The following is a 26,368-nucleotide window of genomic DNA, read 5'->3' as shown; positions in this document are numbered from 1 at the left end:
GGTGGCACCACGGAAAAAGAAAAGGTGTTCGGCAGCGTTGCCGCTGCGACGAAGCCAGGGCCTTTAGAGGTCCTGCTCGTAACGGACGTAGGGCACGGTGCCGTCGTCGTTGCTTTCGTTGCGCGGCGAGAACGGATTCTTGCCGCGGCTGATCACGTTCTCGGCGCCCACGGTGAGCTGGCCGGACCACGGTGTGCGCCAAGTCAGGCCGATGCCCAGGCCTTCCCACTTGCCGGGCTTGCCCGGCACATCGATGACGCGGCCAATGATGCTGCCGGTGAAATTGCCGTAGCCGGCGCCGATGCTCAGGCTCTTGCTGTCCCAGCGGTCGGCGATGGCCGGCGAAGCATCGGCCAGCGGTACCAGGCGAGCCTTGGCGTAGGTGCCGGCGATGGAAACGAAGCCTTCGCGGCCGATGTTCTTCTGCGCGAACACGGTCAGGTCATTCTGCTCGGCACGCAGCGAAGGGGTCTTGTTCGGGCCTGCCAGCCACGCCGGCAGGGTTTCACGGCCGGTTCCGGCGGTGATGCCGAGGCGGCTGCTGCCACGGTTCAAGGCGGCGGTGCCGGTGAAGCGCCGGCTGTTGAGGTCGTCCTCGTCGCCGAGGCTGGCCAGCATGCAGTGACTGGCCAGACCGCTCATGCTGGTCCCGCTGCTGCTGCAGAGCAGGCCCAACGAATCGCCAGAAGACAGGCCAAAGGCTGCATCCAGCGAGTTGCGGCCGAAATGCCAGCGCGCCCCGGCCGCCTGTTCACCGGTCGGCTCCAGGTACAGCAGGGCCTCGACCTTGCCGCTGCCCTTGTTCCATACCGGCAGCACGGTGCGGGTATCCTTGCTCTGCGCATGCACGCCCGTGATCGCGCCAAGGGCGATCATCATGGCCAGCGGTAGACGCAGGAAGGTACGCATCGAACCAGTTCAGACAGGAAAGGGCAACGGAAGTTCCCGCAGATACGGGAACTTGATCGTAGGGTGTTTATGAATTCTTAACAAGCCTTGATCCCCCCAGATGCAAGACAAGCTGTTTTATTGAAGCCGTTCAGGTGCCGGCACCGTCCCCTCGGCACCGTGGAACAGTATGCCGAACTCCGTCAACGGAAAGTGATACTCCCGCCCGCAGAATTCGCAACGCACCTCGACGGCGCCGGTGTCTTCGGCGGCGGCGCGGGCCTCGTCCTCACCCAGCGACTGCAGCATCGACGCGACCCGCTCACGCGAGCACGAACACGCGAAGGACAGCGGCTTTTCGCCCATCAGCGCCGGCTTCTCCTCGTGGAACAGGCGGTGCAGCAGCTGCTCGGCCGGGGTGGCCAGCAGTTCGGCCTTGCCCAGGGTCTCGAACAGGGCGCTGGCGCGCGCCCAGCCGTCCTCGTCGCCTTCGTCGCCCGGCAGCTTCTGCAGCAGCAGGCCGGCGGCGCCATTGCGGTCGGCGGCCAGCAGCAGGCGGGTCGGCAGCTGCTCGGACTGGCGGAAGTAGTCCTCGAAGGCTTCGTCCAGCTCCGGTGCGGTCAGTCCGACCAGGCTCTGGTAACGCTGTGGTTCACGCGGGTCCAGGCCCGGGTTCTCGATGGTGATCGCGAGCAGGGCGTCATCGCCAAGGCTGGACAGGTCGCGCGGCGCATCGGCGCCTTCGCTGAGCTGGGCGATGCCGCGCAGGGTACCGGCGGCGGTGCATTCGGCGAACAGGGTGCGCAGGGCGGTGCTGCTGCGCAGCTGGATCGACAGGCGCCCATCGATCTTGGTGTGGCCGGTGAACAGCGCCGAAGCCACGCAGGCTTCGCCCAGCAGCTCGGCAGCGGTATCCGGGTACTCGGCGTGGGACAGGATTTCCTGCCAGGTGGCCTGCAGGCGCACGTGGACGCCACGGACGCCAGCGTCGGGGAGCAGGAAGCGGATCAGGGAATCGGGGTTGGCGGTCATCGGCTCACATCGCGCGTAAACGGGGGCGGTTGCCGGATAATGCGCCGACAACCAGATAGAAGAAGGATGCACCAGTAATGGGGGCAGGGGGAGAGCAGCACAAGGTGGAAGCCGTGGCAGAAGGCCCGCGCCGCAGGCGCTGGCGCTGGAAACGGCTGCTGTGGCTGCCGGTACTGCTGGCCGCCTTCAGCTGCCTGCAGGTCCTGGTGCTGCGGTTCATCGACCCGCCGGTGTCCACGGTGATGCTGTGGCGCTACGGCGAGGCGCTGTGCGAGGCGGACTGGTCCTATCGCCTGCATTACCAGTGGCGCGATCTGGACCAGATGGCGCCGAGCCTGCCGATCTCGCTGGTGGCGGCGGAGGACCAGCGCTTCCCCGACCACAACGGCTTCGACCTGCAGGCCATCGAGAAGGCCCGTGACCACAATGCCAAGGGCGGGCGCCTGCGCGGTGCCAGCACGATCAGCCAGCAGGTGGCCAAGAACCTGTTCCTGTGGCAGGGCCGCAGCTGGGTGCGCAAGGGCCTGGAGGTCTGGTACACGGTGCTGATCGAAGCGCTGTGGCCGAAGGAACGCATCCTGGAGATGTACGCCAACATTGCCGAGTTCGGCGACGGTGTCTATGGCGCGCAAGCGGCAGCGCAGACGTTCTGGGGCAAGGATGCGGCGCGGCTGAGCCCGGCCGAGAGCGCGCGGCTGGCAGCGGTGCTGCCGGCGCCACGGCGCTACAACGCCGCAAAGCCAGGGCCGTACGTGCAGCGGCGCGCCGCCTGGATCCAGCGCCAGGCACGGCAGCTGGGTGGGGCCGCGTACCTGTCGGACGAGTGAGCGCGCGCCGCCTGATCTGTGGGCGGCGGCAACGTACAATCCGGGCATGACCCGCGAACGGCTCACTTTCGTCATCGCCGCCTACAACGAGGCACTGGCACTGCCGTTGCTGCATCCGCGGTTGTGCGCGGTGCTCGATGTGCTGCCCGACATCGACGGCCACATCCTGTACGTGGACGACGGCAGCCATGATGGGACCTGGGAGGTGATCGCCCGCCTGGCCCAGGCCGACGCGCGGGTCTCCGCGCTGAAGCTGTCGCGCAATTTCGGCAAGGAAGCGGCATTGACCGCTGGCCTGGACCTGGTGCGCGAAGGTGCGGCGATGATCCTCGACGCCGACGGCCAGGATCCGCCCGAACTGCTGCCGCAGTTCGTCGCGCGCTGGCGCGAGGGCCATGACAATGTCTATGGCACGCGGCTGGCGCGCGATGGCGAGGCCTGGATCAAGCGTGCCACGGCGGCGATCTTCTACCGCGTGATGGGGCGCCTGTCGCGTACGCCGATCCCGGCTGACACCGGGGATTTCCGCCTGCTGTCTCCGCGCGCGCTGAGTGCGCTGCGCGAGATGCGTGAGCGCCATCGTTTCATGAAGGGGCTTTTCAGCTGGGTGGGCTTCAAGCGCGTGGCGGTGCCCTATCACCGCCAGGCACGCGTGGCCGGCACCAGCAAGTTCAGCCTTTGGCGGCTGTGGAACTTCGCCCTGGAAGGCATTACCGGGTTCTCGACCGTGCCGCTGCGTGCGGCGACCTACCTGGGGCTGGCAACCGCGGCGGTGGCCTTCGTGTTCGGCCTGTGGGTAATCGTAAAGGCGGCTCTGTATGGCGACCGGGTGGCGGGCTGGCCGACGATGATGGCGGTCATCCTGTTCCTGGGCGGGGTGCAGCTGATCGCGCTGGGCCTGATCGGCGAGTACCTGGGGCGGCTGTACGAAGAGTCCAAGCAGCGGCCGTTGTACCTGGTTGACGCGTGGCTAGCATCGTCCGTGGCAGACTCGGCCCTGCAACCCACCCTCGGAGGGCAGGCGGATGACCACGGTACGGCAACTGTTGGACGGCAAGTCTCCTGAAGTACATGCGGTCGCGCCGGATGCGGCGGTGATCGATGCGATCCGGTTGATGGCGGAAAAGGGCATCGGTGCGGTGCTGGTGATGGACGGCCCGAGGCTGGTCGGCATCCTGTCCGAGCGCGATTACGCGCGCAAGATCGTGCTGCGTGATCGTTCTTCGCGCGATACGGCTGTGGCGGAGATCATGACGGCACAGGTGGTGACGGTGTCGCCGGGCGAGCAGGTGGAGCATTGCCTGCAGCTGGTGACCGACTACCGCATCCGCCACCTGCCGGTGGTGGAGGGCGCGCAGGTGCTGGGGGTGATCTCCATCGGTGACCTGGTGAAGTCGGTGATCGATGCGCAGCGGCGCGAGCTGGATCAGCTGCAGCAGTACATCGTTGCCGGGTGAGGTGTTCGCTGGCGGGCCTGCGGCCCGCCGGCCCGCTTTTCGAAGCCAGAGCCAGAGCCAGAGCCAGAGCCAGAGCTGAGAGCAGCGCCTTCCTGATATGTCGGGAGGCGGAGGGCATGGGCGTGCAGGACACGCCGCAAGTACGTCCCTGTAGGCTCGATGGCGCCATCCATGGCGCCAACGGTCCTGCACGCCCATGCCCTCCGCCTCTGGACACATTTCTGCGAGCGCGGTGCGTACATGCGCGGTGCCTCGCCCTTGGTAGCTGCCAACCTTGGTTGGCAACAGCTTTTGACTTTGCTTTTTTCTTTTGACTTTGAATTTCCGCTCTCGTTCCGCGCGCGCGGGAAACTGTCCGGAGCCGGAGCAAGGCGGCAGGCAGGACCGTGAGGCGCATGGATGCGCCGACCGAGCCTACAGGGACGTATTTACGGCGTGTCCTGCCTGTCGCCTTGCTCCGGCTCTATGCGCGGAAAAAGAGGCGCCGCGAACAACGCTGTAACCCTACTTCGCATACTGCCCACCGCAGTCGGCATCCTTCCCCGGCCCCAGTTCGATCGTCGCCAGCAGCGCCGCCGGCGGGGCAATGCTGCCCAGCGCCAGTGCCACGGCGCCTCGAATGCCCAGCGCCTTGAAGTCCGGGCGGAACGACGGGTCCTTGAACGTGCCCGTGATGTGCAGCGGCGAGCGCAGCACCAGGATGCTCTTGTCCTTCGGGCGTGGCTTCAGCAGCAGGTCCAGGGTCTCGTCGCGCAGGCTGACCGTGCCTTCGCCGATGAGGATCGTATCGGTGGTATCCACCGCCAGCGCCTGGCTGGTCATCAGGCCGTCGCGCACGCCGAAGTCGGCGAAGGCGCAGCGCAGGGGGATCTGCTTGTCGCCGGTCACCAGGAATTTCAGCGATTCGGTGATGTCCAGCCCGGCCAGTTCCATCACCAGGTTGCCGACATGGCCGCGGCCCATCGCCAGGCCGACCTTGCCGCTGCTGCTGCCCAGCATCGCGGCGATCGAGTTGCCGCGTCCGCTCAGGTCCACTTCGCCACCGATGCCGCCCTTGGCCTGCTCGGCCAGCTTCGCATCGGGGAACAGCTGGCCCAGCTGCACGCCGCGCACGCTGGCTTTCAGCGCGGTGCGGATCTGCGGTTGGCGGGCATCCATGCGGATCGTGCTGCGGATGTCACCGCCGGCCACGCCGAAGTTCAGCGGGTCCAGCCGCAGCACGCCGTCATCGAGCAGCAGGTGCGCGTCCATGTCGTCCAGCGGCAACGAGGGTGCGTTGATACGGTGCGCCTTCCAGCGCACGTCGGCATCCATCGCGCGCAGCTTGCCCAGGTTGTAGGGCGTGTCGGGCAATACCCGGCGGCTGGCGGCGGCACGGGCGGCCTGTGCCTTCTGTTCCGCATTCGCGGTTTCGCCGCCGCCGGTCTTCGGTGGCGCGCCGACGAAGCCGGCCAGGTCATCGAAGTCCAGGCGCTTGGATTCCAGTGTTGCGGTCAGCCGTGGACGGTCGCGTCCCACCTCGAACTGCAGGTTGCCACCGAGGTCGCTGTCGCCGACCTTGCCGGTGAAGCTGTCGTAGCGCCAGACGTTGTGGTCGCGCTTCAGCCGTCCGTCCAATGCATAGGGCGGTGAGGGCGGGATGGCGATGCCGAGCAGCGGGTAGAGATCGGCCAGGTCCTGGCCACTGAGCGCGAACTGCAGGTCGAACACCCGCAGCTGGAACGGATTGGTCAGCGTGCCACTGGCCACCGCGCGGGTAGCGCCGGCGCGACCGTCGAGGTGGATGCGGAACGGATGGTCGCTGTCGGTCAGCTCCAGCGGTGATTCGGTTCCGCCCTGCAGGGTGAACGGGTTGCCCTGCCAATGGCCCTTGCCCTGCACCAGCAGCGGCGGCGAGGCATCGGCCTGTTTCGGTTGGCCGCTGCGCACGCCCACTCGGATGTCGGTGCGGCCCATTGCGTCGAGGAACTGCAGCCGGCCGTCGTCGATGCGCAGGCGCTTGAGCTGCGGGCTTGTCCCGCCGCTACTGTCGCCCAGGAAATCCCAGTTGCCCGGCTCGCCCTTGCGCGGGGCGGTTTCCAGCAGCACGTCCGGTCGAGTCAGGCGCACTTCCGGCAGCTGCACGCTGCCGCGCAGCAGGGGCCACACCCGCACGTCGATCTCGACGCGGTCAGCCGTGGCCATGTTCGGCTGCTTCGCCCAGCCGGCATTGGCGAAGGTGATGGCATCGGCACGGATGGTGCTGGTGCGGCCGAGGTCGACATCCAGATGCCCGATGTGCAGTGCACGACCGGTGCGTGCCTGCACCGCGCGCTCGACCGGACCCTTGAACCAGTTCCAGTCCCACAGCGCGATCAGCACCAGGATCACCGCCAGCAGGAAGACCAGGACCGTCAGCCAGCGCCGGCCGCGCGGGCCAGGTCTGCGGAGGCGCCAGCGGGGAGCGCGCGTTGTGGCAGGGGAAGCGGCATCATTCACGCCGCCATGGTTGCCCCCTCATCGTGGACGGGGCGCGAAGCGTCCATGTGCATCATGTGCACATGCGGCGCGCTGGTTCGTGTTACAGCACCTGCATGGTCACCGCGACGAAGTGGCAGACGCTGCCGCCGATCACGAACAGGTGCCAGATCGCGTGCGAATAGGGGATCGATTCGCGGTGGTAGAAGTAGGTGCCCAGCGTGTACGACAGGCCGCCGGCCAGCAGCCAGCCCAGGGTCCAGCCGTCGATCGAGGCCAGCATCGGCTTGATCGCAACGATCACCAGCCAGCCCATGGCGATGTAGATGCCGGTGGAAAGCGCCTTGAAGCGGCCAGTGTAGAACAGCTTGAACACCACCCCGGCCAGGGCCAGGGTCCAGATCGCGGCGAACAGGCCCCAACCCCACGGGCCACGCAGGCCGATCAGGGTGAACGGGGTATAGGTGCCGGCGATCAATACGTAGATCGCGCAGTGGTCGAACACCTTCAGGCGGCCCTTGGCGACCGGGTGCTGGATGGCGTGGTACAGAGTGGAGGCGGTGTACAGCAGCAGAAGCGCAATGCCGAATACGATCGCGCCGGCCAGCTGCCAGCCATCGCTGTAGATGGCGGCGAGGGTGATCAGTACTGCACCGGCGCCCAGGGCGAGCACGGCACCGAGGCCGTGGGTCAGGGCGCTGGCGATTTCTTCGCGGATCGAAGCAACGGAAGTCGTGGACATGGCGTAGGCATCGTTCGCGGGGAGGGGGACCCGCACCCCCCTATCATCGCCGCGATGGGCGGCATCTGCACGCCTGTCACCGTATGGTCGATGAATCCCCGGGTTGCACGGATGAACCGGCGACGGGTGCTGGGGTCAGAGCCCTTTCCTGCGGAAAGGGATCCGACCCCGGGGCATCAGCCTGCCGAAACGGTATGCGCCGCTTCGCGGGTGGCCGAGAAACGCACGTCCGGCGAGCGTTCCTGCGCCAGCTGCAGGTTGACCCGTGTCGGTGCCAGGTAGACCAGGTGGCCGGCCGCATCCAGTGCCAGGTTCAGCGCATTCTTCTCGCGGAACTCTTCCAGCTTCTTCTCGTTGCTGCAGTGGACCCAACGCGCGGTGGTCACGCTGACCGGCTCGAAGGTGGCTTCCACGCCGTACTCGTCCTTCAGGCGATAGGCCGCCACGTCGAACTGCAGCACGCCGACGGCACCGAGGATCAGGTCGTTGCTGGTCAGCGGGCGGAAGAACTGGGTGGCGCCCTCTTCGGACAGCTGGGCCAGGCCCTTCTGCAGCTGCTTGAGCTTGAGCGGATCGCGCAGGCGCGCGCGGCGGAACAGTTCCGGGGCGAAGTTCGGAATACCGGTGAAGGTGACCGCTTCGCCTTCGGTGAAGGTATCGCCGATGGAAATGGTGCCGTGGTTGTGGATGCCGATCACATCGCCCGGCCACGCTTCGGCGGCGATTTCACGATCGCTGGCCATGAAGGTCAGGGCGTTGGCCAGCTTCATTTCCTTGCCGGTACGCACGTGGAAGGTCTTCATGCCTGCGCTGAAACGGCCGGAGCAGACGCGCATGAACGCCACGCGGTCACGGTGCTGCGGGTCCATGTTGGCCTGGATCTTGAACACGAAGCCGGTCAGCTTGTTCTCTTCCGGGGCAATCTCGCGGCCGGTGGTGGAGCGTGCCTGCGGCGACGGCGCATGCTCGACGAAGAAGTCCAGCAGCGGCTGCACGCCGAAGTTGTTCACGCCCGAGCCGAAGAACACCGGGGTCTGCTTGCCGGCGCGGTAGGCGTCCAGGTCGAACGGGTGGCTGGCGCCCTGCACCAGTTCCAGTTCGTCGCGCAGGTCGGCCAGCATCTGTGCACCGATCTTCTCGGCCAGGCCGGGTGCATCGATGGACGGGAAGATGGTCGAGTCCTGGCGGGTGAAGTTGCGGCCCGGCTCGTACAGGTGCACTTCCCCGGTCAGCAGGTGAACCACGCCCTTCAGGCGCTGGCCCATGCCGATCGGCCAGGTGACCGGGGCGCACTGGATGCCCAGCACGGTTTCCACTTCATCCAGCAGCTCGATCGGGTCCTTGCCCTCGCGGTCGAGCTTGTTGATGAAGGTCATGATCGGGGTGTCGCGCAGGCGGCAGACTTCCATCAGCTTGATGGTGCGCTCTTCCACGCCCTTGGCCACGTCGATCACCATCAGCGCCGAGTCCACCGCGGTCAGCACGCGGTAGGTGTCCTCGCCGAAGTCGGCGTGGCCGGGGGTGTCGAGCAGGTTGACGATCTTGCCTTCGTACGGGAACTGCATCACCGAGGAGGTGACCGAGATGCCGCGCTCCTTTTCCAGCGCCATCCAGTCGGACGTTGCGTGGCGGGCGGCCTTGCGGCCCTTGACCGAACCGGCCATCTGGATCGCGCCTCCGAACAGCAGCAGCTTTTCGGTCAGCGTGGTCTTGCCGGCGTCAGGGTGGGAGATGATGGCGAAGGTGCGGCGACGCGACGCTTCGTTGGCGACTTCGGACATGGCAGTGGCGCCCGCCCGGGGCGCTTTTCAAAGAGATAAGCGCCCGATTATACCGGCCGGGGCCGGTCAGCGCCCGGTGCCGCCGTCGGCCTCGCCCTGGCGGGCGAACTGCAGCTGGCCTTGCTCGGTGAAGATGCGCGCCGGCACCGAGCGCAGGCCCATGCCGCGGTTGACCTGTACCACGAAGTGCAGGTGCGGGGCGCTGCTGTAGCCACTGTTGCCGGACAGGCCGAGGGGTTGCCCGGCTCCCACTGCCTGGCCACGGCGCACGCGCATGCCGCCCGCCTGCAGGTGGCCATACAGGGCCATGCTGCCGTCGCTGTGCAGCACGCGGATGAAGTTGGCGCGGCCGCCATCGCGTTCGCGGTCCTGGCCGTTGCCAAGGAAGCCATCCTGGATCTGCATCACCGTGCCCTCGCGTGCGGCCAGCACCAACGTGCCTTCAGGCAGCGCGAAGTCGACCGCATCGCGGTTTTCCTCGTCATCGTGGCTGAACCGGCCCTGCGGCGCCTGGCCCACGCGCGGGCGCGCATCATCGAAGGGCAGGCGGTAGGCCACATCCTCGGCCTGTGCGGCGGGGTTGCCCGGTACCGACTGCAGGCGCAGGTCCAGCATCCGGCCGTTGACCGGCGCGGGGAGGTGGCCGACCACCAGGCTGCTGTCGCCCTGTATCAGTGACTGCACCGGCAGGCCGTCGACCGGGTGCCCGGGGGCCGCGCGCAGTTCGATCTGCAACGGGCCGGCCAGGGTGTTGTCGATGCGGGCCTGCCACTGTTCGCCGATCGGCTGCAGGCGCAGCTGGGCCATCGGAACGGCCTCCTTCGCGGCCCCTGTCCTCGCGTCGGCGCTGGCGGTGGTGGGCGCCTTCGGCAGCATCCCCCAGCCCTGGCGCCAGTCGCTGGCGCCGGCGGAGGCACTGGCCAGCAGCGGCAGGAGCAGGCAGGTCAAGGGCAGGCGTGGCATCAGCGGATTCAGAAAAATGGACCGCCGGGACTGTACCCGATCCTGAACGGAGCGACCGCGACGCCTCTCGCATACTGAGGATGAAGATATTCATCGCTTTATCCGCATGAAGGGATTGACAGTGCCCGGAAGGGCTGGCATCGTGGCGTCACCATCGAGACCGGCAGAGGGACAGGCCCTTTGAAGCCGGGGCAGCCCGCGGATGCGAAAGCGTCTGCGTAGGTGCCAAATCCTGCGGGGACCGTGGCGTCCACCGAAAGATGGTTCGAACCATGCACCGCACGTGCATCTCGAACGCGAGCCCCGCGAAGGCTCGATGGCCGATTCCCCAACCGGATCCCGCCATGAGCTTCGCTGCCAGTACCGCCGTTCGCCCCGAACCCTTTGTCCCCGTCAGCGTGCCGGTCGAAGACCGCGTGCATGCCGAGCGCGGTGAGTTCGCCGCGGTGCTGTCGATGCGTCATGCCGGCCCCAGCCCGGTGCGCCTGCGCTATGAGTGGGTCGGCCCGGCCAACGCGCCGGTGGTAGTGCTGGCCGGCGGCATTTCCGCGCATCGCCATGTGGCCTCCAACCCGCAGTTCAGCGAGAAGGGCTGGGCCGAAGAACTGGTCGGCAGTGGTCGCACGCTGGATCCGCAGCAGCTGCGGGTGCTGGCGTTCGATTTCGTCGGTGCCGACGGTGCGCTGGACGTGCCGATCGATACCGCCGACCAGGCCGATGCGTTGGCCCTGCTGCTGGATCATCTGGGTATCCGCACGCTGAAGGCCTTCGTCGGCTATTCGTATGGCGCGCTGGTCGGCCAGCAGTTCGCGATCCGTCATCGTGCCCGCGTACGCCAGCTGGTGCTGGCCAGCGGTGCGCATCGCCCGCACCCGTATGCCGCCGCCTGGCGCGCGTTGCAGCGCCGCGCCGTCGCACTGGGCCAGCTGCAGTGCGGTGAAGATCACGGCCTGGCGCTGGCCCGGCAGTTCGCCATGCTCAGCTACCGCACCCCGGAAGAGTTCGGCGAGCGCTTCGACGCCGCGCCGGAAGTGATCAACGGCCGCGTGCGCGTGGCCGCCGAAGACTATCTCGATGCAGCCGGCGCGCAGTACGTCGCGCGCACACCGGTGACCGCCTACCTGCGCCTGTCCGAATCGATCGACCTGCACCGCGTCGACCCCGCTGCCATCCTGCCGCCGACCGTGGTGGTGGCTGTGGAAGGTGACCGCCTGGTGCCCTTGGCCGACCTGGTCGGCCTGGTCGAGGGGTTGGGGCCGCGAGGCAGCCTGCGCGTGCTGCGCTCGCCCTACGGCCACGACGCCTTCCTCAAAGAAACCGATCGCATCGACGCGATCCTCGCCACCGCCTTCCGCACCTCTGGAGAGTCCGCATGAGCCTGCACGCCAACGAGCCTTCCTGTAGCCGCACCACTGCCGCCGTCCGTGCCGGCATCGATCGCGACACCGCGCATGGCGCGGTCACGCCGCCGATCGTGCTGTCGTCGAACTTCAGCTTTGAAGGCTTCGGCAACAAGCGCCAGTACGACTACACGCGCAGTGGCAACCCGACCCGCGACCTGCTGGGGGAAGCGCTGGCCGAGCTGGAAGGCGGCGCGGGCGGCGTGATCACCGCCACCGGCATGGGCGCGATCAACCTGGTGCTGAACGCACTGCTGCAGCCAGGTGACACCCTGGTGGTGCCGCACGATGCATACGGCGGCAGCTGGCGCCTGTTCAATGCGCTGGCAAAGAAGGGGCACTTCGAACTGGTCACCGCCGACCTGACCGATCCACGCGCGCTGGCGCAGGCGCTGGCCACCCAGCCGAAGCTGGTGCTGGTGGAAACCCCGTCCAATCCGCTGCTGCGCATCACCGACCTGCGCTTCGTCATCGATGCCGCGCACAAGGCAGGTGCTCTGGTTGTGGTCGACAACACCTTCCTGTCGCCGGCCCTGCAGCAACCGCTGTCGTTCGGTGCGGACCTGGTACTGCACTCCACCACCAAGTACATCAATGGCCACAGCGATGTGGTGGGCGGCGCGGTGGTTGCGCGCGATCCGGAACTGCACGAGCAGCTGGTGTGGTGGGGCAACGCGCTGGGCCTGACGGGTTCGCCGTTCGATGCCTTCCTGACCCTGCGCGGCCTGCGCACGCTGGATGCGCGCCTGCGCGTGCACCAGGAGAACACCACTTCGATCGTGGCGCTGCTGGACCAGCATCCGGCGGTCGGCCGCGTCTATTATCCGGGCCTGGCCGATCACCCGGGCCACTCCATCGCCGCCCGCCAGCAGAGTGGCTTCGGCGCGATGCTGTCGTTCGAACTGGCTGACTGCGAAGGTGATGATCCGCATGCGGCAGTGCGTGCCTTTGTCGATGGCCTGCGCTGTTTCACCCTGGCCGAATCGCTGGGCGGTGTTGAAAGCCTGGTCGCGCATCCGGCCACCATGACCCATGCGGCGATGACCGCCGAAGCGCGTGCCGCCGCCGGCATCAGCGAAGGCCTGCTGCGCCTGTCGGTGGGCATCGAGGCCGAGCGTGACCTGCTGGCCGACCTGGGCGCCGCGCTGCAGCGCGCCGAAGCAGTGATCGATGCGGCTGCACGCCGCAAACAGGTGGTGGATGCATGAGCGCGCTCGCCGCTGAAATTCCTGCGCTGGGCGTGGGACGCCTGGCGCTGCTCGGCACCGGCACGGTCGGCTCGGCCTTCGTGCAGCGTTACCAGGCATTGCGGGCGCGTGGGCTGGAACTGCCCAGCGTGCAGTGGCTGGCCAATTCACGCACTGCGCTGGAAATCGATCGTGACCTGGCGTTGCCGCTGGAGCTGGCACGACGTGCACCGCGCGATGGACAGAGTTCGCCGCCGTGGGCGAGCGCCGAGGGGCTGGAGCGTGGCGACGTTGTGGTCGACGCCACCGCCAGCGAAGACGTGGCCGCGCGCCACGTGCAGTGGCTGGCGCGCGGCGTGCACGTGGTGACCGCCAACAAGCTGGGCCGTGGTGCGCAGCTGGCACGCGCGCAGGCGATTGCCGAAAGCTGCGCCGACAGTGGCGCGCGCTATGGCGACAGCGCGACGGTGGGCGCGGGCCTGCCGCTGCTGAGCAGCCTGCGTGCGTTGGTGGCTGGTGGCGATCACATCCATGCCATCGAGGGTGTGCTGTCCGGTTCGCTGGCCTGGCTGTTCCATCGTTACGACGGCCAGTCGCCGTTCTCGGCGGCGGTGCGCGAGGCGTTGGCGGCCGGCTACACCGAGCCCGATCCGCGCCTGGACCTGTCCGGCGAAGACGTGCGGCGCAAGCTGTTGATCCTCGCCCGCAGCAGTGGCCTGGCGCTGGATGCCGCGCAGGTGCAGGTGGATTCGCTGGTGCCTGCGGCGCTGGCGGCGTTGCCGCTGGAGGAAGCGGTAGGCGCGCTGGAACAACTGGACGCGCCGTTGCAGGCGCGCTGGCAGCAGGCGCGCGACAACGGCCGCGTGCTGCGTTTCGTTGGCCGTGTTGATGGCGAGGGCGCGCAGGTGGGCCTGCGTGAGCTGCCTGCGGATCACCCGCTGGCGCAGGGGGCAGGCACCGACAACCGCGTGGCCATCCACAGTGATCGCTACCAACGCCAGCCGCTGTTGATCCAGGGACCGGGTGCGGGGGCGGAAGTCACCGCCGCCGCGCTGCTGGATGATGTGTTGCGGATCGTGGGTTGATCGCACGGTTCTTGTAGAGCCGAGCCCATGCTCGGCTGCTACTGACCGAATCCCCATCCTGCCGTATGAGCCGAGCGTGGGCTCGGCCCTACAGGGGCACGCCTGCCGGTCAGCGTGACTTCAAGGACTTCAACAACGCGCTGTTGAACTGCCTCGGGTCCTGCACCTGCGGCGAATGGCCCAGCTCGGCGAACTCGACCAGCGTTGCGCCTGGAATGGCGGCTGCCGCGGCCTTGCCAAGCACTGGGTAATTGCCCAGCGTCGCTTTCACCGCCAGCGGCGCCAGATCCCGGCCGATCGCGGTGCGGTCCTTCTGGCCAATGAACAGCGTGGTCGGCACCTGCACGTTCTTGAATTCGTAGACCACCGGCTGGTTGAACACCATGTCCGAGGCCAGTGCCTGGCTCCAGGCAACGGCCTGCTTTCCCGGGCCTTCGTACATGCCCGACTGCATGCGTGCCCACGGCTCGTAGGCCGGCTTCCATTTGCCGTCGTAGTAAACCTCCAGCTGGTAGCGGCGGATGCTCTCATAGCTGATGTTCATTTCGCCGGCATACCACGCATCCACGCTGCGCCAAGGCACGCCGAGTGACTTCCAGTCTTCCAGCCCGATCGGGTTGACCAGCGACAGGCTGCGCAGGTCCTGCGGGTACATCAGCGCGTAGCGCACCGCCAGCATGCCGCCCATCGAGTGGCCGACCAGGTGTACCGGTACATCCCCCAGCTGCAGTTGCTGCAGCAACGCATGGGTGTTGGCGGCCAGCTGCGCGAACGAGTACTGGTAGCGCTCGGGCTTGCTGGACTTGCAGAAGCCCACCTGGTCCGGGGCGATCACCCGGTAGCCGGCGGCGATCAGTGGCTTGATCGATTCCTTCCAGGTGGCCGCACAGAAATTCTTGCCATGCAGAAGCACCACGACGCCGACCGGTGCCTTCTTCGGCGCGATGTCCAGGTAGGCCATTTCCAGCGACTGCCGCTGCGACTCCAGTGCGAAGGTCTTCACCGGATAGCCGTAGTCGAAGCCTTCCAGGCGTGGCCCGTAGGTGGAGGCGGCGAGGGCGGACAGCGGAAGGCAGGCAAGCAGGGCGGCAGCGATCACGCGCATGGGGTGGTCCTGGGCGGGGGAGCCCCGAGCCTAACCGCAAACCGGTGATGGCGTCGTGCGACTGGGTAGAGTCGACTGTCAGTCGACTGCTCTTCGTCCCGACCGCGAAAATCCCGCGCTGCGCGCGATAGTCGACCAACGGTCGCCTCTACCCACTGCCCCATCAGCCGAGCATGGGCTCGGCTCTACAATTCAGCACTCGATGACGTTCACCGCCAGGCCACCGCGGCTGGTTTCCTTGTACTTGTCCTGCATGTCGCGCCCGGTATCGCGCATGGTCTTGATCACCTTGTCCAGCGACACCTTGTGCTTGCCGTCGCCACGCATGGCCATGCGCGAGGCGTTGATCGCCTTCACCGCGCCCATCGCATTGCGTTCGATGCACGGAATCTGCACCAGGCCTCCGATCGGGTCGCAGGTCAGGCCGAGGTTGTGCTCCATGCCGATTTCCGCGGCGTTCTCGATCTGGCTGGGGTTGCCGCCGAGCGCGGCGACCAGGCCGCCGGCCGCCATCGAGCAGGCCACGCCCACTTCACCTTGGCAGCCCACTTCGGCGCCGGAAATCGAGGCGTTCTCCTTGTAGAGGATGCCGATCGCCGCCGAGGTCAGCAGGAAGTCGAATACGCGCTGCTCGTTCGCACCCGGGCAGAAGCGATCGAAGTAGTGCAGCACCGCCGGCAGCACGCCGGCTGCGCCGTTGGTCGGCGCGGTGACCACACGGCCACCGGCGGCGTTCTCTTCGTTCACCGCCAGCGCATAGAGGTTGACCCAGTCCAGCGTGGTCAGCGGATCGCGCATCGCGGCTTCCGGCTTCGACGACAGCTCGCGGTACAGCGCCGGCGCACGACGGCCCACCTTCAGGCCACCCGGCAGCACGCCTTCCTCGCGGATGCCGCGTGCCACGCACGACTGCATGGCGCTCCAGATCTCGCGCAGGTTGGCGCGGATCTCGTCTTCGCTGCGCCAGCATTTCTCGTTCTCGAACATCAGCTGGGCGATGCTCAGGCCGCTGCGCGCGGTCTGCGCCAGCAGCTCGTCGCCGCTCTTGAACGGGTAGGGCAGCGGGGTCTCGTCGGGCACGATGCGGTCATCGGCCGCGTCGTCCTGGTTGACCACGAAGCCGCCACCGACCGAGTAATAGTCGCGGGTGGCGATCACTTCGTCCTCGGCGTTGTACGCGGTGAAGCGCATGCCGTTGGTGTGGTACGGCAGCTTCTGGCGCTTGTTCATGCCGAGGTCGCGTTTCTCGTCGAAAGCGATTTCGTGCTGGCCCATCAGCTGGATGCGCTTGCTGCTGCGGATGCGCTCCAGCGTGGCTGGAATGATGTCCGGGTCGATCAGGTTTGGCCGCTGGCCTTCCAGGCCCAGCAGGATTGCCTTGTCGGTGCCATGGCCGCGGCCGGTCAGTGCCAGCGAGCCATAGACATCGGCGCGGATGCGCGCGACTTCGTGCAGGCGACCCGGGTCGAGCAGCCAGCGATGGATGAATCGCTCGGCGGCCTTCATCGGCCCGACGGTGTGCGAGGAGCTCGGGCCAATGCCGATCTTGAAAACGTCGAACGTGCTGACAGCCATGGTTGCCGTACTGCGGGTACCGGAGGAGACCGCTATTCTAGCGGTTCATGCCGCACTTCCATGGCTGCGGCGCAGCATTTCGGCAGAGGGAGCAAAACCGGTGTTGACCCTGTTCCAGCGCGACGACTGCCATCTGTGTGACATGGCCCTGGCCGAGCTGGCCAAGGCGGGGGCACCGGAGTTCGAATCGGTGTTCCTGGACGATCAGCCGGCGCTGGAAGCGCGCTATGGCGCGCGGGTGCCGGTGCTGCGCGACGAGACTGGCGGTCGTGAGCTGGACTGGCCGTTCGACGCGGCCCGTGTGCAGGCCTGGCTGGCCGAGGGTTGAATCCGCCGGGCATGGCCCGGCGGCAGGCGCGGTCGCGCCGCACGCAGCAGCCGAGCATGGCTCGGCTCTACAGGATGCGGCAGGGGCCATGCCCCGGCCCATTGCTCATTTCGCGTCGAACTTCACGATCGTGCTGATCGCGGTTTCGTCCGGAATGGTCTTGGTGTCGGCCCAGTCGCCGCCGCCGACACCGAAGTCCAGGCGCTTGACCGTGGCCTTGCCGGTCAGCACCGGCTGGGTGCCCGGCTTCCAGGTGAAGGTGAGGGTGACCGGCTTGCTGACCCCGCGCAGTTCCAGGGTGCCATCGGCGGCGAACTGGTCATTGCCCACCGCGCGGAAACCCTTGGCGGTGTAGCGAGCGGTGGCGAACTTGCCGACATTGAAGAAATCGGCGGTCTGCAGGGTCGAGTCACGGTCGCTGTTGCCGCTCTTGGCGCCGGCCAGCGGGATCACCACGTCCAGCGAACCGGCGGCCGGATTGGCCGGGTCGAAGCTGAGCTTGGTGGCAAAGCCCGGGAAGCTGCCGGTGAACACTTCGCCGTCGTACTTGGTGGCGAACACCAGGATCGAGCCGGCGCCGGGGGCCTGCGCGTAGTCGGCGGCGAGCACCGGGGCGGTGGCCAGCATGCCGGCCAGGGCGGCGGCCACGGCGGCCGGAGTGGTCAGTTTCAGGTTCATCGGTCAGTCCTTCTGAGGGGAGGCAAGCCAGCCGCGCGGCAACATGCGGGACAAGGTCGCATCGCGCTGGAACAGGTGGTGGTAGAAGGCAGCGCCGGCATGGGCCAGCACCACCGCGATCAACAGCCAGAAGCCGTATTCGTGGATGGCGTGCGATACCGCGACCACCTGCGGATCGGGGCCGCTCAGCTTGGGCACGTCGACCAGGCCGAACCAGCGGAACGGGCGCAGGCCGCTGGCCGAGTCGTACAGCCAGCCCGACAGCGGGATGGCGAACATCAGCACATACAGCAGCACGTGGGTGGCGCCGGCAATGCGTTCCTGCCAGCTGGGCACGCCCGGCACCGGCTTGGGCGCGCCGGCGTACATGCGCCAGCCGAGGCGGAACAGCACCAGCGCCAGCACGGTGATGCCGATCGACTTGTGTGCGGTGTAGACCCAGAAATACTTGGGGGTCTTGGGCAGTTCACCCATGGTCAGGCCGACCACGCCGAGGGCGAGGATCAGCAGTGCGATCAACCAATGCAGGATCTGGCTGACACTCCCCCAGGCGGCGGGGGTGTTCTTGGCGGTCATGAAGGGTCCTCTAGGGGGCCGTCTTGGGGTCGGAGTGCGGAACGGGAGCGGGAGTTCCCGGGGCGTCGCTGCGGTCGAGGGTGGCTTCAGCCTCGATCCTCAGCTGTACTGCATCACCGATGACGCCCGGCCAGGCGGTGATGCCGAACGCACGCCGGCTCAGGGTGGTGCTGGCGGAGAAGCCGGCGGTGCGTCGGAACGGGGGGAGCGGGTAGCGTTTGATGGCGTTGAGGGTCACATCCAGCGTGATTTCCTGGCTGACCCCGCGCAGGGTCAGCGTGCCGATCACGTGGGCGCGCTTGGCATCGATCGGTTCGACCCGGGTGGAGACGAAGTGTGCCTTCGGGAAACGCTCGCCATCCAGAAGGCTGCGGGCCAGCGTGGCCTGGTTCCATTTGGCATCACCAAGGTCCAATCGCGACACGGGGACCTCGACGTCCAGCGTGGCCTCGCGCCAGTTGTCGGGATCGAACTGCAGGCGGCCCTCGCTGCCAGACACCGTACCCATGGCCTGCGAATAGCCGGCGTGGTCGATGCCGAACAGCACACGTGTATGTACCGGATCGAGGCGATAGGTATCTGCATCCGCCCAGGCGGGAGCGGTGGCGAGCAGCATCGGCAGCAGGGCCAGGCAGGGACGCATCGATGGCGGGCTCCGGAAGGGGGACGCTGTGATCATACGCACAGGCCCCTGCCAAGGATGCGTGCATGGCTGCAACAGTTCGTGGTGGTCCTGCCCCGGCAACAGGCTGTTGCAGCCATGACCCCGGCCCTGTGTGACAATCGGGGCAGGACAGGGGGTTCAGGATGACGAGCAGCTGGCGCCTGTGGTGCATGGGCATCGCGGCAATGGGGCTGCTGCTGTTGGCGTCTGCCACGGCGGCTGCAGCCCTGGACATGGCAGAAACGCCGCGCCTGCGGCGCTTCGGTGCCGCCGAAGGCATGCCGTCGCGCATGGTGCTGGCACTGGCCGAAGACCGCCAGGGCCATGTCTGGGCCGCAACCGATGGCGGGCTGGTGCGCTACGACGGCAGCTCGCTGCGGGTCTGGGAGCACGATCCGGAACAGCCCGGCTCGCTGCCCGGCAACGAGATCGAGACCCTGCTGGTCGATCCGCTGGACCGGGTGTGGGTGGGCATCAATGGCAAGGGCGTGGCCCGCCTGGATGCCGACCGCGAGCGCTTCAGGACCTTCGATGCGGTCAATGGCCCCTGCATGAGCCAGTTCTGGACGCTGGCCTACGCCGGGGATGCGTTGTGGATCGGCACCAGCAGCCAGGGGATCTGCCGTTTCGGCGAGGACGGCAGCCTGCGTTTCTTTAAGCACGACCCGGCCCGTGCCGACGGCCTGCCCAGCAACACCATCTACAGCAGCCTGGTCGATGCCCGGGGACGCCTGTGGATCGGCACCGAGGCCGGGGTCGCGCGCTGGAACGGCGTTGGCTTCGAGCCGGTGGCATCGCGCGAACTGGGCGCGCTGAGCGTGCTGAGGATGAGCCGTGATCCGGACGGTTCGATCTGGCTCGGCAGCCAGAACGACGGCCTGTACCGCATCGATGCGCAGGACCGGGTCAGTCGTCCGCGCTGGAGCGACAGCGCCCGCCTGCGCTCGGCACTGGTGCTGGCCGATCGCCAGGGCGGCTACTGGGCGGGCACGTCCGACGGCCTGCTGCGCGGCGACGCAAGTGCGCTGTGGCGGCTCGATGGCGACCGCGGCAGTGGTTTCCTCACTGCACAGAGCGGTGTGCTCGATCTGCTGCAGGACCACGAGGGCGGACTGTGGGTGGCCCTGCTGACCCAGGGGCTGGCCTACCTGCCGCCGGACTGGCGCCGCTTCTCGATCTGGAACCAGCTCGATGGCAAGCCGCTGGACAGCCAGTACCTGCTGGGCGCGGCGAGTGACGGCCAGAACTACTACGTGGGTTCGGCGCACGGCGTGTATCAGCTGGATGCGCACGGCACGCTGCGCCTGCTGGCCAGCGACCGCGAGATCGGCAGCGGTGCGGTGTGGTCGGTACTACCGCGGCCGGACGGGCGCCTGTGGCTGGGGCGTGCCGGCCGCATCAGCGTGTATGACCCGGCCACCCGCGCGCTGCACGATTGGCATATCGATGGAGGCGCCGACCTGCGCCAGCGCATCGACCTGATGCGGCAGGCGCCCGATGGCACGGTCTGGCTTTCGGTGATGAACCTGGGCCTGCAGCAGCGCAGCGCGGATGGCCGGGTGCTGCACAGCTATCCACTCGAGGATTTCCGCAAAGCGGCCGATTCACCCATCGAGCAGATCCGCTTCGATGCCCATGGCAAGGCATGGGTGATGGGCGACATGGGCATCTGGCGTGAGCAGGCCGGTCGCTTCGAAGCGGTGCCGGGGGTCTCGCGCGGGCTGATCTACGACCTGGTGTGGGTGGATCCGCAGCAGCTGTGGCTGGCCCGCCAGGGCGCGCTGGAGCGCTACCAGTGGGATGGCATGAGCCTGCGCCTGATCCAGCGCATTGATGGAAGCGCCGGTGTGCCGCCGGTCAGCATGGGTGGCCTGGCATTGGCCGACAATGGCCGGGTGTGGGCGACCACGCCGCGCGGCCTGCTGCGCTGGGACCCGAAAGCCCGGCGCCTGCAGTTGTTCAATGAACGCGATGGCCTGTCCGATGCCGAATTCACCAGCCGGCCGCCGGCGGTGAATGCCGATGGCCGCGTGCTGGCCGTGGCCCAGACCGGCCTGGTCGCTTTCGACGTGAATGCCGACGACGTGGTGCTGCCCGGGTCTTCGCTGGTGATTGCCGAGGTGCGCGTGCGCCGCGACGATGCACGCGGCTGGCAGCCGCTGCCGAACACCGGCACCCTGCTGCTGGGACCGGATGATCGCGATCTGCAGATCGATGCGCGGCTGCTGTCGTATGCCAATCCACAGGGCAACCGCTACCGCTTCCGGGTACGCGGGTATGACCAGAACTGGGTGGAGCAGGGCGGCGACGGCCAGCGCACGCTGTCGCGACTGCCCACCGGCAGTTACGTCATCGAAGTGCAGGCGGCCACCGCCAATGGTGCATGGACGCCTTCGCAGCAGCTGCAGGTGAAGGTGCTGCCACCGTGGTGGCGCAGCGGCATGGCGATCTTCGGCTACATCCTGATCGGTTCGCTGCTGCTGCTCATCCTGGTCTGGTCGATCCGTGCGCGCCTGCGCCGTCGCCAGCAATGGCAGCTGACCGTGCACAAGCAGGAGCTGGCCGAACAGGCCTCGCAGGCCAAGAGCCGGTTCCTGGCCACGCTGGGGCATGAAGTGCGCACGCCGATGACCGGCGTGCTGGGCATGAGCGAGCTGCTGCTGGCCACACCGCTGGACCCGGTGCAGCGCAGCTATGCCGGCTCCATCCAGCAGGCCGGTAGCCATCTGCTGCGGTTGGTCAACGATGCGTTGGACCTCGCGCGCATCGAGGCAGGCCGGCTGGAGCTGGATCTGCGCCCGTTCGACCTGGCCGGCCTGCTCGACCAGGTGCAGGCGCTGATGCAGCCCATGGCGAAACAGCGCAAGCTGGATTTCCAGCGTGGCGACGATCCGCCCGGCCCGATCAGCGTCAGTGGCGACGAGATGCGCGTGCGGCAGATCCTGCTCAACCTGCTGGGCAATGCGATCAAGTTCACCGAGCGCGGGCATGTCGGCCTGGCCGTGCACCTGGAAAGGAACGGCGGCGGTCTCTGTTTCGAAGTGCACGACAGTGGTCCGGGTATCAATGTCGAGCAGCAGGAGCGGCTGTTCCACCGATTCGAGCAGGCGGAGGGCCCGCGCACGGCCTCGCGCTATGGCGGCAGCGGGCTGGGCCTGGCGATCTGCCAGGAGCTGGCCGTGGCCATGGGCGGGCGCATCGAAGTGGACAGCCAGCCAGGCAAGGGCGCGCGCTTCCGGGTGCGGTTGCCGCTGCCCTGGACCCGGCAGGCCGCCGCCGCCGCGGGCGAAGCGCCTGCGCAGCCGGTGCTGCCGCCACTGCGCATCCTGCTGGTGGAGGACGATGCCACCGTGGCCGAGGTCATCGCCGGCCTGCTGCGCAGCCGCGGCCATGACGTAGTGCATGTGCTGCACGGCCTGGGGGCTTTGTCGGAGATCGCCACCGACGGCTTCGATGTTGGCCTGCTCGATCTCGACCTGCCGGCGCTGGACGGCACTGCGATCGCCCGCCAGCTGCGCACCCTGGGCTACGAGCTGCCACTGGTGGCGGTGACCGCCCGCTCCGATGCCTATGCCGAATCGCAGGTGCTCGCTGCCGGTTTCGATGGTTTCCTGCGCAAGCCGGTCACCGGCGACATGCTGGTGGCAGCGATCATCCAGGCTCGCGCCAAACGACAGACCACAACTTGAAAACGTCGGCGCCGGGCGTGAACGGCGCGACTTTCGGTTTACCATGCCGACGCCCGCGGCGCGGGAATCATCAGGGCAGCGTGAGGAGGCAATCGGTGGTGTATCTGCGGGCGGCGATGCTGCTGCTGATCCTCCTGTGCGGCCTGTCACCCGCTGCCGCGCAGCCGGTGCCACCCAGCCCGCGCCAGGTGACGGTGTTCGACGGCCTGCCCTCCAATACCGTCAACCGCATGGCCGAAGACCGCTACGGCTACCTGTGGATCGCCACCAACGACGGCCTGGCCCGTTACGACGGGCGCAACTACCGGATCTGGCGCTCGGAGGATGGCCTGCGCGACAACCGCATCTGGACGGTGCTGGTCGATGCGCGCAACCAGCTCTGGATCGGGACCGAGAACGCGGGCCTGGTACGGATGTCGGCCGACCGCCGCCAGCTGCATTTCTACGACCGCAGCAGCCAGCCGTTGATGGGGACCAACACGGTCTGGAGCCTGGCGACCACCCCCGACGGTGCGATCTGGTTCGGGACCCACGAAGGTGGGCTGTACCGGTTGGACAGCGAGGATCGCCTGCAGCGTTTCCTGCCCGAGGCCAACAATCCACGCAGCCTGCCCGCTGCCTCGGTGCCGTATCTGGCGACGCTGGCCGATGGCAGCCTGTGGGTCGGCACCAAGCATGGCGTGGCGCGCTGGACCGGTACCGACTTCGAGCGGGTCGGCACGGATGTCATTCCCAGCCTGCTGATCAATGGGTTGACCAGCGAACCCGATGGCAGCCTGTGGATCAGTACGATGGCCGGCGCCACGGTGCGTCGCCCCGACGGGCGTTTTGAATCGCCGCCATGGAAACTACCGCCGGGCGAGCAGGTGCTCGGCATGATGCTGCGTGATGAACAGGGCGGGCATTGGCTGGATACCCGTACCGGGCTGGGTCGGGCCGTGGATGGGCAGTACCAGACGGTTCCGCTGTACAGCGCTGTTGCGCGCGGGCCGGTGCGACCGAACTGGACTGGCGCCTACGAGGACCGCGAAGGCGGCATCTGGTTGGCCAGTACCAATGCCGGCCTGTGGCACCTGCTGCCGCGCTGGTGGCAGTTCTCGGTGTTGTCGCGATTGGAGGATGACGCCGGTTCGCTGCGCAATGCCTTCGTGCTGGGCACCAGCCCTTCCGGCAATGGCGGCATCTGGACGGTTGGCAGCCACGGCGCGCTGGACCGGTTCGATCCCAAGACCGGAAAGATCGAGCAGCACCGCACCTGGGTCAACGGCATGTACTGGCTGTCCTCGGTTCGCGAGGATCGCCGTGGCCAGGTCTGGATCGGCTCGACCGATGCGTTGCTGCGCTACGACCCGAAGCGGCGTGACCTGCGTCGCTGGGGCCGTGATGCCGGGGCCGACGCAACCATGGAAGGGGTCATCGAGTCGATGATGACCTGCGACGGCGACAGTCTGTGGTTGATGTTGCCTGCAGGCCTGCAGCAGCGTGACCTCGACGGTCGCCTGCGCCGCCAGCTGGACAACGGCCAGCGCGGCCTGCAGCAGGGCCAGCTCAACCTCGACGTGGAATGCGGACCGCAGGACCACATCTGGCTGGCCAGCAGCCGTGGCCTGCTGCAGTGGCTGCCGGAAAGCGAGCGCTTCCAGCCGGTGCCGGGTGCACCGGCGACGGCGATCCATGCGCTGCACGTGGGCCGCGATGGCCAGGTCTGGTTGTCGGAGGATGGTCGCTTGTCGCGCTACCGCTGGAGCCAGGGCCGGTTGGAGCGGCAGGCCGTGGTCGGCGCGGAGCAGGGCTATCCGGCGATCTCCGCCTCCGGGCTGGTGGTCGATGCGCAGGGCGTGGCCTGGGCCACCAGTGCGCGCGGCCTGGTCCGCGTTGGCGCCGATGGGCAGAGTGTGCGCCTGTACGGCGTGCACGACGGCCTGCCCAGCCAGGAGTTCCGCGAGCACACGTTGACGATGTCCGGCGATGGCCATCTGGTGGCCGGTACACCGGCTGGCGTGGTGGTGTTCAACCCGGAGCAGGTGCGGCCGTCGGTACGGCGCGCGCCGTTGGTGATCGAGCGGGTTGAAGTCCGCCGCAACGAGCAGGTACTCGACCTGACCCACGACACGCCGTTGCAGATTGCCGATGGTGATCGTGACCTGCGCATCGTCGCGCGATTGTTGTCGTTCGCCGATTCTGCTTCCAACAGCTACCGCTACCGCCTGGCCGGCTACGACCCCGATTGGGTGGAAGTGGGACCGGCCGGTGAGCGCCTGTTCTCGCGCCTGCCGCCGGGCAGCTACCGTCTGGAAGTACAGGCGCGCTCGGCTGACCACGTCTGGTCGCGGGTGCAGAGCCTGGAATTCCGCGTGCAGCCACCGTGGTGGCGCAGCCTGTCCGGACTGCTGGTACTGGCCTCGATCGCGCTTCTGCTGACCAGTTGGTTTGCCTGGTTGTATCGCCGCCGCCTGCAGCGGCGCCACGCCTATCAGCTGGCACTGCACAAACAGGAACTGGCCGAGCAGGCCTCGGCGGCCAAGACCCGCTTCCTGGCCAATCTCGGCCACGAAATCCGCACGCCGATGACCGGCGTGCTCGGCATGAGCGAACTGCTGCTGGCTTCACCGCTGGACCCGCAGCAGCGCGGCTACACGCAGTCGATCCGGCATGCCGGCGAACACCTGCTTCACCTGGTCAACGATGCCCTGGACCTGGCACGGATCGAGTCCGGACGGCTGGAACTGCAGTCCAAGCCGTTCGCGCTGAGCTGCCTGTTGCAGGATCTTGCCGCCCTGATGGGACCGCTGGCAGCACAAAAGGGCCTGCGCTTCACCCTCGACAACCAGCTGCCGCCGGGCCTGCAGGCGACCGGCGATGCGATGCGGGTACGGCAGATCCTGCTCAACCTGCTCTCCAACGCGGTCAAGTTCACCAGCCGCGGAACCATCACCCTGCATGCGCGCAGCGACGGCGAGCTGCGCGCGCTGCACTTCGAAGTGCGCGACACCGGGCCGGGCATCAGCCAGGAACAGCAGCAGCGCCTGTTCCGTCGTTTCGAGCAGGCCGACGGTGCCCGCACCGCTGCGCAGTACGGTGGCAGTGGCCTGGGCCTGGCCATCTGCCGCGAACTGGCGCAGGCGATGCAGGGGCGTATCCAGGTGGAGAGCCAGCTTGGCCGCGGCACGTGTTTTGGCGTGACCCTGCCGTTGCCGCTGGTGGTCGATGCCAGCGCAGAGGCCGAGGGCGAAGCGCACCGCGAGGATGCGGCCAACATGCCGCCGTTGCGCGTGCTGCTGGTCGAGGATGATGCAACCGTGGCTGATGTGGTGCGCGGGCTGTTGAGTGCACGCGGCCATGAAGTGGTGCACGCGGGCCATGCGCTGGCGGCACTGCGCGAGATCAGTGCCGGTGATTTCGATGTCGGTCTGCTGGATCTGGACCTGCCGGGCCTGAGCGGCTTCGAGCTGGCCCAGCACCTGCGCAACCAGGGCTACATGCTCCCGCTGCTGGCGGTGACCGCGCGCACCGATCCGGACCTGCAGCAGCAGGTGGAGGCGGCCGGCATCGGCGGCTTCCTGCGCAAGCCGGTGACCGGTGAGCTGCTGGTGGAAGCGATCGCCAGGGTGATGGGTAGGTAGGTTCGGCAGGGCCTGCGGCCCTGCACCTGCAGAGGCCGAAGCAACAGCAACAGCGAGCATTCCGTGGGTTGGCGGGGCGGGGTGGGCTTGCAGGACACGCCGTAAACCCGTCCATGGGGGCTCGATGGCGCCATCCATGGCGCCAACGGTCCTGCAAGCCCACGCCGCCCCACCCCCGACAGATTCCGACAGCTGTTGGTAGGTGTCGACCTTGGTCGACACATCTGTCAGATATCGAATTCCAGATTGGGGTCAGAGCCCGTTGCGCAGCAACGGGATCCGACCCTGTGCTCCGACAGATCGCGGAAAAC

General features: G+C 67.6%; 20 protein-coding genes and 1 riboswitch. Of the genes, 9 read left to right on the top strand and 11 right to left on the bottom strand.

The features are described 5' to 3' along the window. Window positions 1-63 precede the first annotated feature (63 nt). Both V3B41_RS04435 and V3B41_RS04430 read right to left on the bottom strand, forming a co-directional pair. A complete protein-coding gene (locus V3B41_RS04435; protein WP_024956328.1) occupies window positions 64-876 on the bottom strand; it encodes a hypothetical protein in 813 nt (270 codons plus the stop codon). Between the two features lie 150 nt (window positions 877-1,026). Continuing rightward, the gene (locus V3B41_RS04430; RefSeq protein WP_049428116.1) at window positions 1,027-1,920 is read right to left on the bottom strand and encodes an Hsp33 family molecular chaperone HslO; all 894 of its coding nucleotides are present in this window, start codon (window positions 1,918-1,920) and stop codon (window positions 1,027-1,029) included. A 77-nt stretch (window positions 1,921-1,997) separates the two neighbouring features. Here V3B41_RS04430 and mtgA point away from each other — a divergent pair, with 77 nt between their 5' ends. The 3 genes from mtgA to V3B41_RS04415 are packed head-to-tail and all read left to right on the top strand — an operon-like array spanning window position 1,998 to window position 4,204. Further along, window positions 1,998-2,747 carry a monofunctional biosynthetic peptidoglycan transglycosylase gene (gene mtgA / locus V3B41_RS04425; protein ID WP_049428115.1) on the top strand — a complete coding sequence of 250 codons (750 nt, stop codon included), beginning with the start codon at window positions 1,998-2,000 and terminating at the stop codon, window positions 2,745-2,747. Between the two features lie 46 nt (window positions 2,748-2,793). Continuing rightward, entirely contained in the window at window positions 2,794-3,813 is a 1,020-nt protein-coding gene (locus tag V3B41_RS04420) for a glycosyltransferase family 2 protein (protein ID WP_049428112.1), read from the top strand. Beyond that, complete coding sequence (locus V3B41_RS04415; protein ID WP_012511858.1) at window positions 3,773-4,204, top strand: CBS domain-containing protein; 432 nt, start codon at window positions 3,773-3,775, stop codon at window positions 4,202-4,204. Before V3B41_RS04420 ends, V3B41_RS04415 begins: the two co-directional genes overlap by 41 nt. A 504-nt stretch (window positions 4,205-4,708) precedes the next feature. On the opposite strand, the gene V3B41_RS04410 is transcribed toward V3B41_RS04415, so the two are convergent. The 4 genes from V3B41_RS04410 to V3B41_RS04395 form a co-directional block, all read right to left on the bottom strand. Continuing rightward, the gene (locus V3B41_RS04410) at window positions 4,709-6,682 is read right to left on the bottom strand and encodes an AsmA family protein (RefSeq protein ID WP_329860216.1); all 1,974 of its coding nucleotides are present in this window, start codon (window positions 6,680-6,682) and stop codon (window positions 4,709-4,711) included. An 82-nt stretch (window positions 6,683-6,764) separates the two neighbouring features. Then, window positions 6,765-7,403 carry a hemolysin III family protein gene (locus V3B41_RS04405; protein ID WP_010482744.1) on the bottom strand — a complete coding sequence of 213 codons (639 nt, stop codon included), beginning with the start codon at window positions 7,401-7,403 and terminating at the stop codon, window positions 6,765-6,767. A gap of 176 nt (window positions 7,404-7,579) precedes the next feature. Next, the gene (locus V3B41_RS04400; RefSeq protein WP_049428108.1) at window positions 7,580-9,184 is read right to left on the bottom strand and encodes a peptide chain release factor 3; all 1,605 of its coding nucleotides are present in this window, start codon (window positions 9,182-9,184) and stop codon (window positions 7,580-7,582) included. A 66-nt stretch (window positions 9,185-9,250) separates the two neighbouring features. After that, window positions 9,251-10,147 (bottom strand): M23 family metallopeptidase, encoded by an 897-nt coding sequence (locus V3B41_RS04395; RefSeq protein WP_329860214.1) that lies wholly within the window; start codon window positions 10,145-10,147, stop codon window positions 9,251-9,253. A 148-nt stretch (window positions 10,148-10,295) separates the two neighbouring features. After that, a riboswitch (SAM riboswitch) is annotated at window positions 10,296-10,414 on the top strand. A gap of 77 nt (window positions 10,415-10,491) precedes the next feature. Between V3B41_RS04395 and V3B41_RS04390 the strand changes: the two genes are divergently transcribed. Genes V3B41_RS04390 through V3B41_RS04380 form a run of 3 tightly spaced genes read left to right on the top strand, consistent with a single transcriptional unit; the run spans window position 10,492 to window position 13,819 of the window. Then, window positions 10,492-11,523: a homoserine O-succinyltransferase gene (locus V3B41_RS04390; RefSeq protein WP_329860212.1), complete on the top strand. Its 1,032-nt coding sequence runs from the start codon at window positions 10,492-10,494 to the stop codon at window positions 11,521-11,523. Then, window positions 11,520-12,755 (top strand): O-succinylhomoserine (thiol)-lyase, encoded by a 1,236-nt coding sequence (locus tag V3B41_RS04385; protein ID WP_111204775.1) that lies wholly within the window; start codon window positions 11,520-11,522, stop codon window positions 12,753-12,755. Before V3B41_RS04390 ends, V3B41_RS04385 begins: the two co-directional genes overlap by 4 nt. Further along, the gene (locus V3B41_RS04380) at window positions 12,752-13,819 is read left to right on the top strand and encodes a homoserine dehydrogenase (protein WP_049428101.1); all 1,068 of its coding nucleotides are present in this window, start codon (window positions 12,752-12,754) and stop codon (window positions 13,817-13,819) included. The genes V3B41_RS04385 and V3B41_RS04380 overlap by 4 nt, the downstream gene beginning before the upstream one ends. 109 nt (window positions 13,820-13,928) lie before the next feature. Here the strand turns inward: V3B41_RS04380 and V3B41_RS04375 are convergent, their stop codons facing one another. Next, window positions 13,929-14,924 (bottom strand): alpha/beta hydrolase, encoded by a 996-nt coding sequence (locus V3B41_RS04375; RefSeq protein ID WP_329860209.1) that lies wholly within the window; start codon window positions 14,922-14,924, stop codon window positions 13,929-13,931. 192 nt (window positions 14,925-15,116) lie between these two features. Then, window positions 15,117-16,499 carry an L-serine ammonia-lyase gene (locus V3B41_RS04370; RefSeq protein ID WP_024956918.1) on the bottom strand — a complete coding sequence of 461 codons (1,383 nt, stop codon included), beginning with the start codon at window positions 16,497-16,499 and terminating at the stop codon, window positions 15,117-15,119. Window positions 16,500-16,599: 100 nt separating this feature from the next. On the opposite strand from V3B41_RS04370, the gene V3B41_RS04365 reads away from it, so the two are divergent. Beyond that, on the top strand, window positions 16,600-16,827 hold the full coding sequence (locus V3B41_RS04365; RefSeq protein WP_049428098.1) for a glutaredoxin family protein: 228 nt from the start codon (window positions 16,600-16,602) through the stop codon (window positions 16,825-16,827). A gap of 105 nt (window positions 16,828-16,932) precedes the next feature. Here V3B41_RS04365 and V3B41_RS04360 read toward each other — a convergent pair whose 3' ends face one another. The 3 genes from V3B41_RS04360 to V3B41_RS04350 are packed head-to-tail and all read right to left on the bottom strand — an operon-like array spanning window position 16,933 to window position 18,724. Next, a complete protein-coding gene (locus V3B41_RS04360; RefSeq protein ID WP_006384701.1) occupies window positions 16,933-17,505 on the bottom strand; it encodes a YceI family protein in 573 nt (190 codons plus the stop codon). A 3-nt stretch (window positions 17,506-17,508) separates the two neighbouring features. Then, on the bottom strand, window positions 17,509-18,081 hold the full coding sequence (locus V3B41_RS04355; protein ID WP_049428096.1) for a cytochrome b: 573 nt from the start codon (window positions 18,079-18,081) through the stop codon (window positions 17,509-17,511). A gap of 10 nt (window positions 18,082-18,091) precedes the next feature. After that, window positions 18,092-18,724: a YceI family protein gene (locus V3B41_RS04350; protein WP_049428094.1), complete on the bottom strand. Its 633-nt coding sequence runs from the start codon at window positions 18,722-18,724 to the stop codon at window positions 18,092-18,094. Between the two features lie 164 nt (window positions 18,725-18,888). Between V3B41_RS04350 and V3B41_RS04345 the strand changes: the two genes are divergently transcribed. Continuing rightward, window positions 18,889-22,434: an ATP-binding protein gene (locus tag V3B41_RS04345; protein WP_329860205.1), complete on the top strand. Its 3,546-nt coding sequence runs from the start codon at window positions 18,889-18,891 to the stop codon at window positions 22,432-22,434. Between the two features lie 95 nt (window positions 22,435-22,529). After that, window positions 22,530-26,057: a hybrid sensor histidine kinase/response regulator gene (locus tag V3B41_RS04340; protein WP_295549006.1), complete on the top strand. Its 3,528-nt coding sequence runs from the start codon at window positions 22,530-22,532 to the stop codon at window positions 26,055-26,057. Window positions 26,058-26,368: the final 311 nt, after the last annotated feature.

This window comes from Stenotrophomonas sp. SMYL89 (assembly GCF_036319985.1).
Classification (GTDB): Bacteria; Pseudomonadota; Gammaproteobacteria; order Xanthomonadales; family Xanthomonadaceae; genus Stenotrophomonas; species Stenotrophomonas maltophilia_Q.
This window is presented reverse-complemented; position numbering and strand designations above follow the sequence as displayed.

Bases quoted from the DNA above. Each gene is read 5' to 3' on its own strand.
- V3B41_RS04435 (WP_024956328.1), bottom strand. From the start codon at position 876: ATGATCGCCCTTGGCGCGATCACGGGCGTGCATGCGCAGAGCAAGGAT.
- V3B41_RS04430 (WP_049428116.1), bottom strand. From the start codon at position 1,920: ATGACCGCCAACCCCGATTCCCTGATCCGCTTCCTGCTCCCCGACGCT.
- mtgA (WP_049428115.1), top strand. From the start codon at position 1,998: ATGGGGGCAGGGGGAGAGCAGCACAAGGTGGAAGCCGTGGCAGAAGGC.
- V3B41_RS04420 (WP_049428112.1), top strand. From the start codon at position 2,794: ATGACCCGCGAACGGCTCACTTTCGTCATCGCCGCCTACAACGAGGCA.
- V3B41_RS04415 (WP_012511858.1), top strand. From the start codon at position 3,773: ATGACCACGGTACGGCAACTGTTGGACGGCAAGTCTCCTGAAGTACAT.
- V3B41_RS04405 (WP_010482744.1), bottom strand. From the start codon at position 7,403: ATGTCCACGACTTCCGTTGCTTCGATCCGCGAAGAAATCGCCAGCGCC.
- V3B41_RS04400 (WP_049428108.1), bottom strand. From the start codon at position 9,184: ATGTCCGAAGTCGCCAACGAAGCGTCGCGTCGCCGCACCTTCGCCATC.
- V3B41_RS04395 (WP_329860214.1), bottom strand. From the start codon at position 10,147: ATGCCACGCCTGCCCTTGACCTGCCTGCTCCTGCCGCTGCTGGCCAGT.
- V3B41_RS04390 (WP_329860212.1), top strand. From the start codon at position 10,492: ATGAGCTTCGCTGCCAGTACCGCCGTTCGCCCCGAACCCTTTGTCCCC.
- V3B41_RS04385 (WP_111204775.1), top strand. From the start codon at position 11,520: ATGAGCCTGCACGCCAACGAGCCTTCCTGTAGCCGCACCACTGCCGCC.
- V3B41_RS04380 (WP_049428101.1), top strand. From the start codon at position 12,752: ATGAGCGCGCTCGCCGCTGAAATTCCTGCGCTGGGCGTGGGACGCCTG.
- V3B41_RS04375 (WP_329860209.1), bottom strand. From the start codon at position 14,924: ATGCGCGTGATCGCTGCCGCCCTGCTTGCCTGCCTTCCGCTGTCCGCC.
- V3B41_RS04370 (WP_024956918.1), bottom strand. From the start codon at position 16,499: ATGGCTGTCAGCACGTTCGACGTTTTCAAGATCGGCATTGGCCCGAGC.
- V3B41_RS04360 (WP_006384701.1), bottom strand. From the start codon at position 17,505: ATGAACCTGAAACTGACCACTCCGGCCGCCGTGGCCGCCGCCCTGGCC.
- V3B41_RS04355 (WP_049428096.1), bottom strand. From the start codon at position 18,081: ATGACCGCCAAGAACACCCCCGCCGCCTGGGGGAGTGTCAGCCAGATC.
- V3B41_RS04350 (WP_049428094.1), bottom strand. From the start codon at position 18,724: ATGCGTCCCTGCCTGGCCCTGCTGCCGATGCTGCTCGCCACCGCTCCC.
- V3B41_RS04345 (WP_329860205.1), top strand. From the start codon at position 18,889: ATGACGAGCAGCTGGCGCCTGTGGTGCATGGGCATCGCGGCAATGGGG.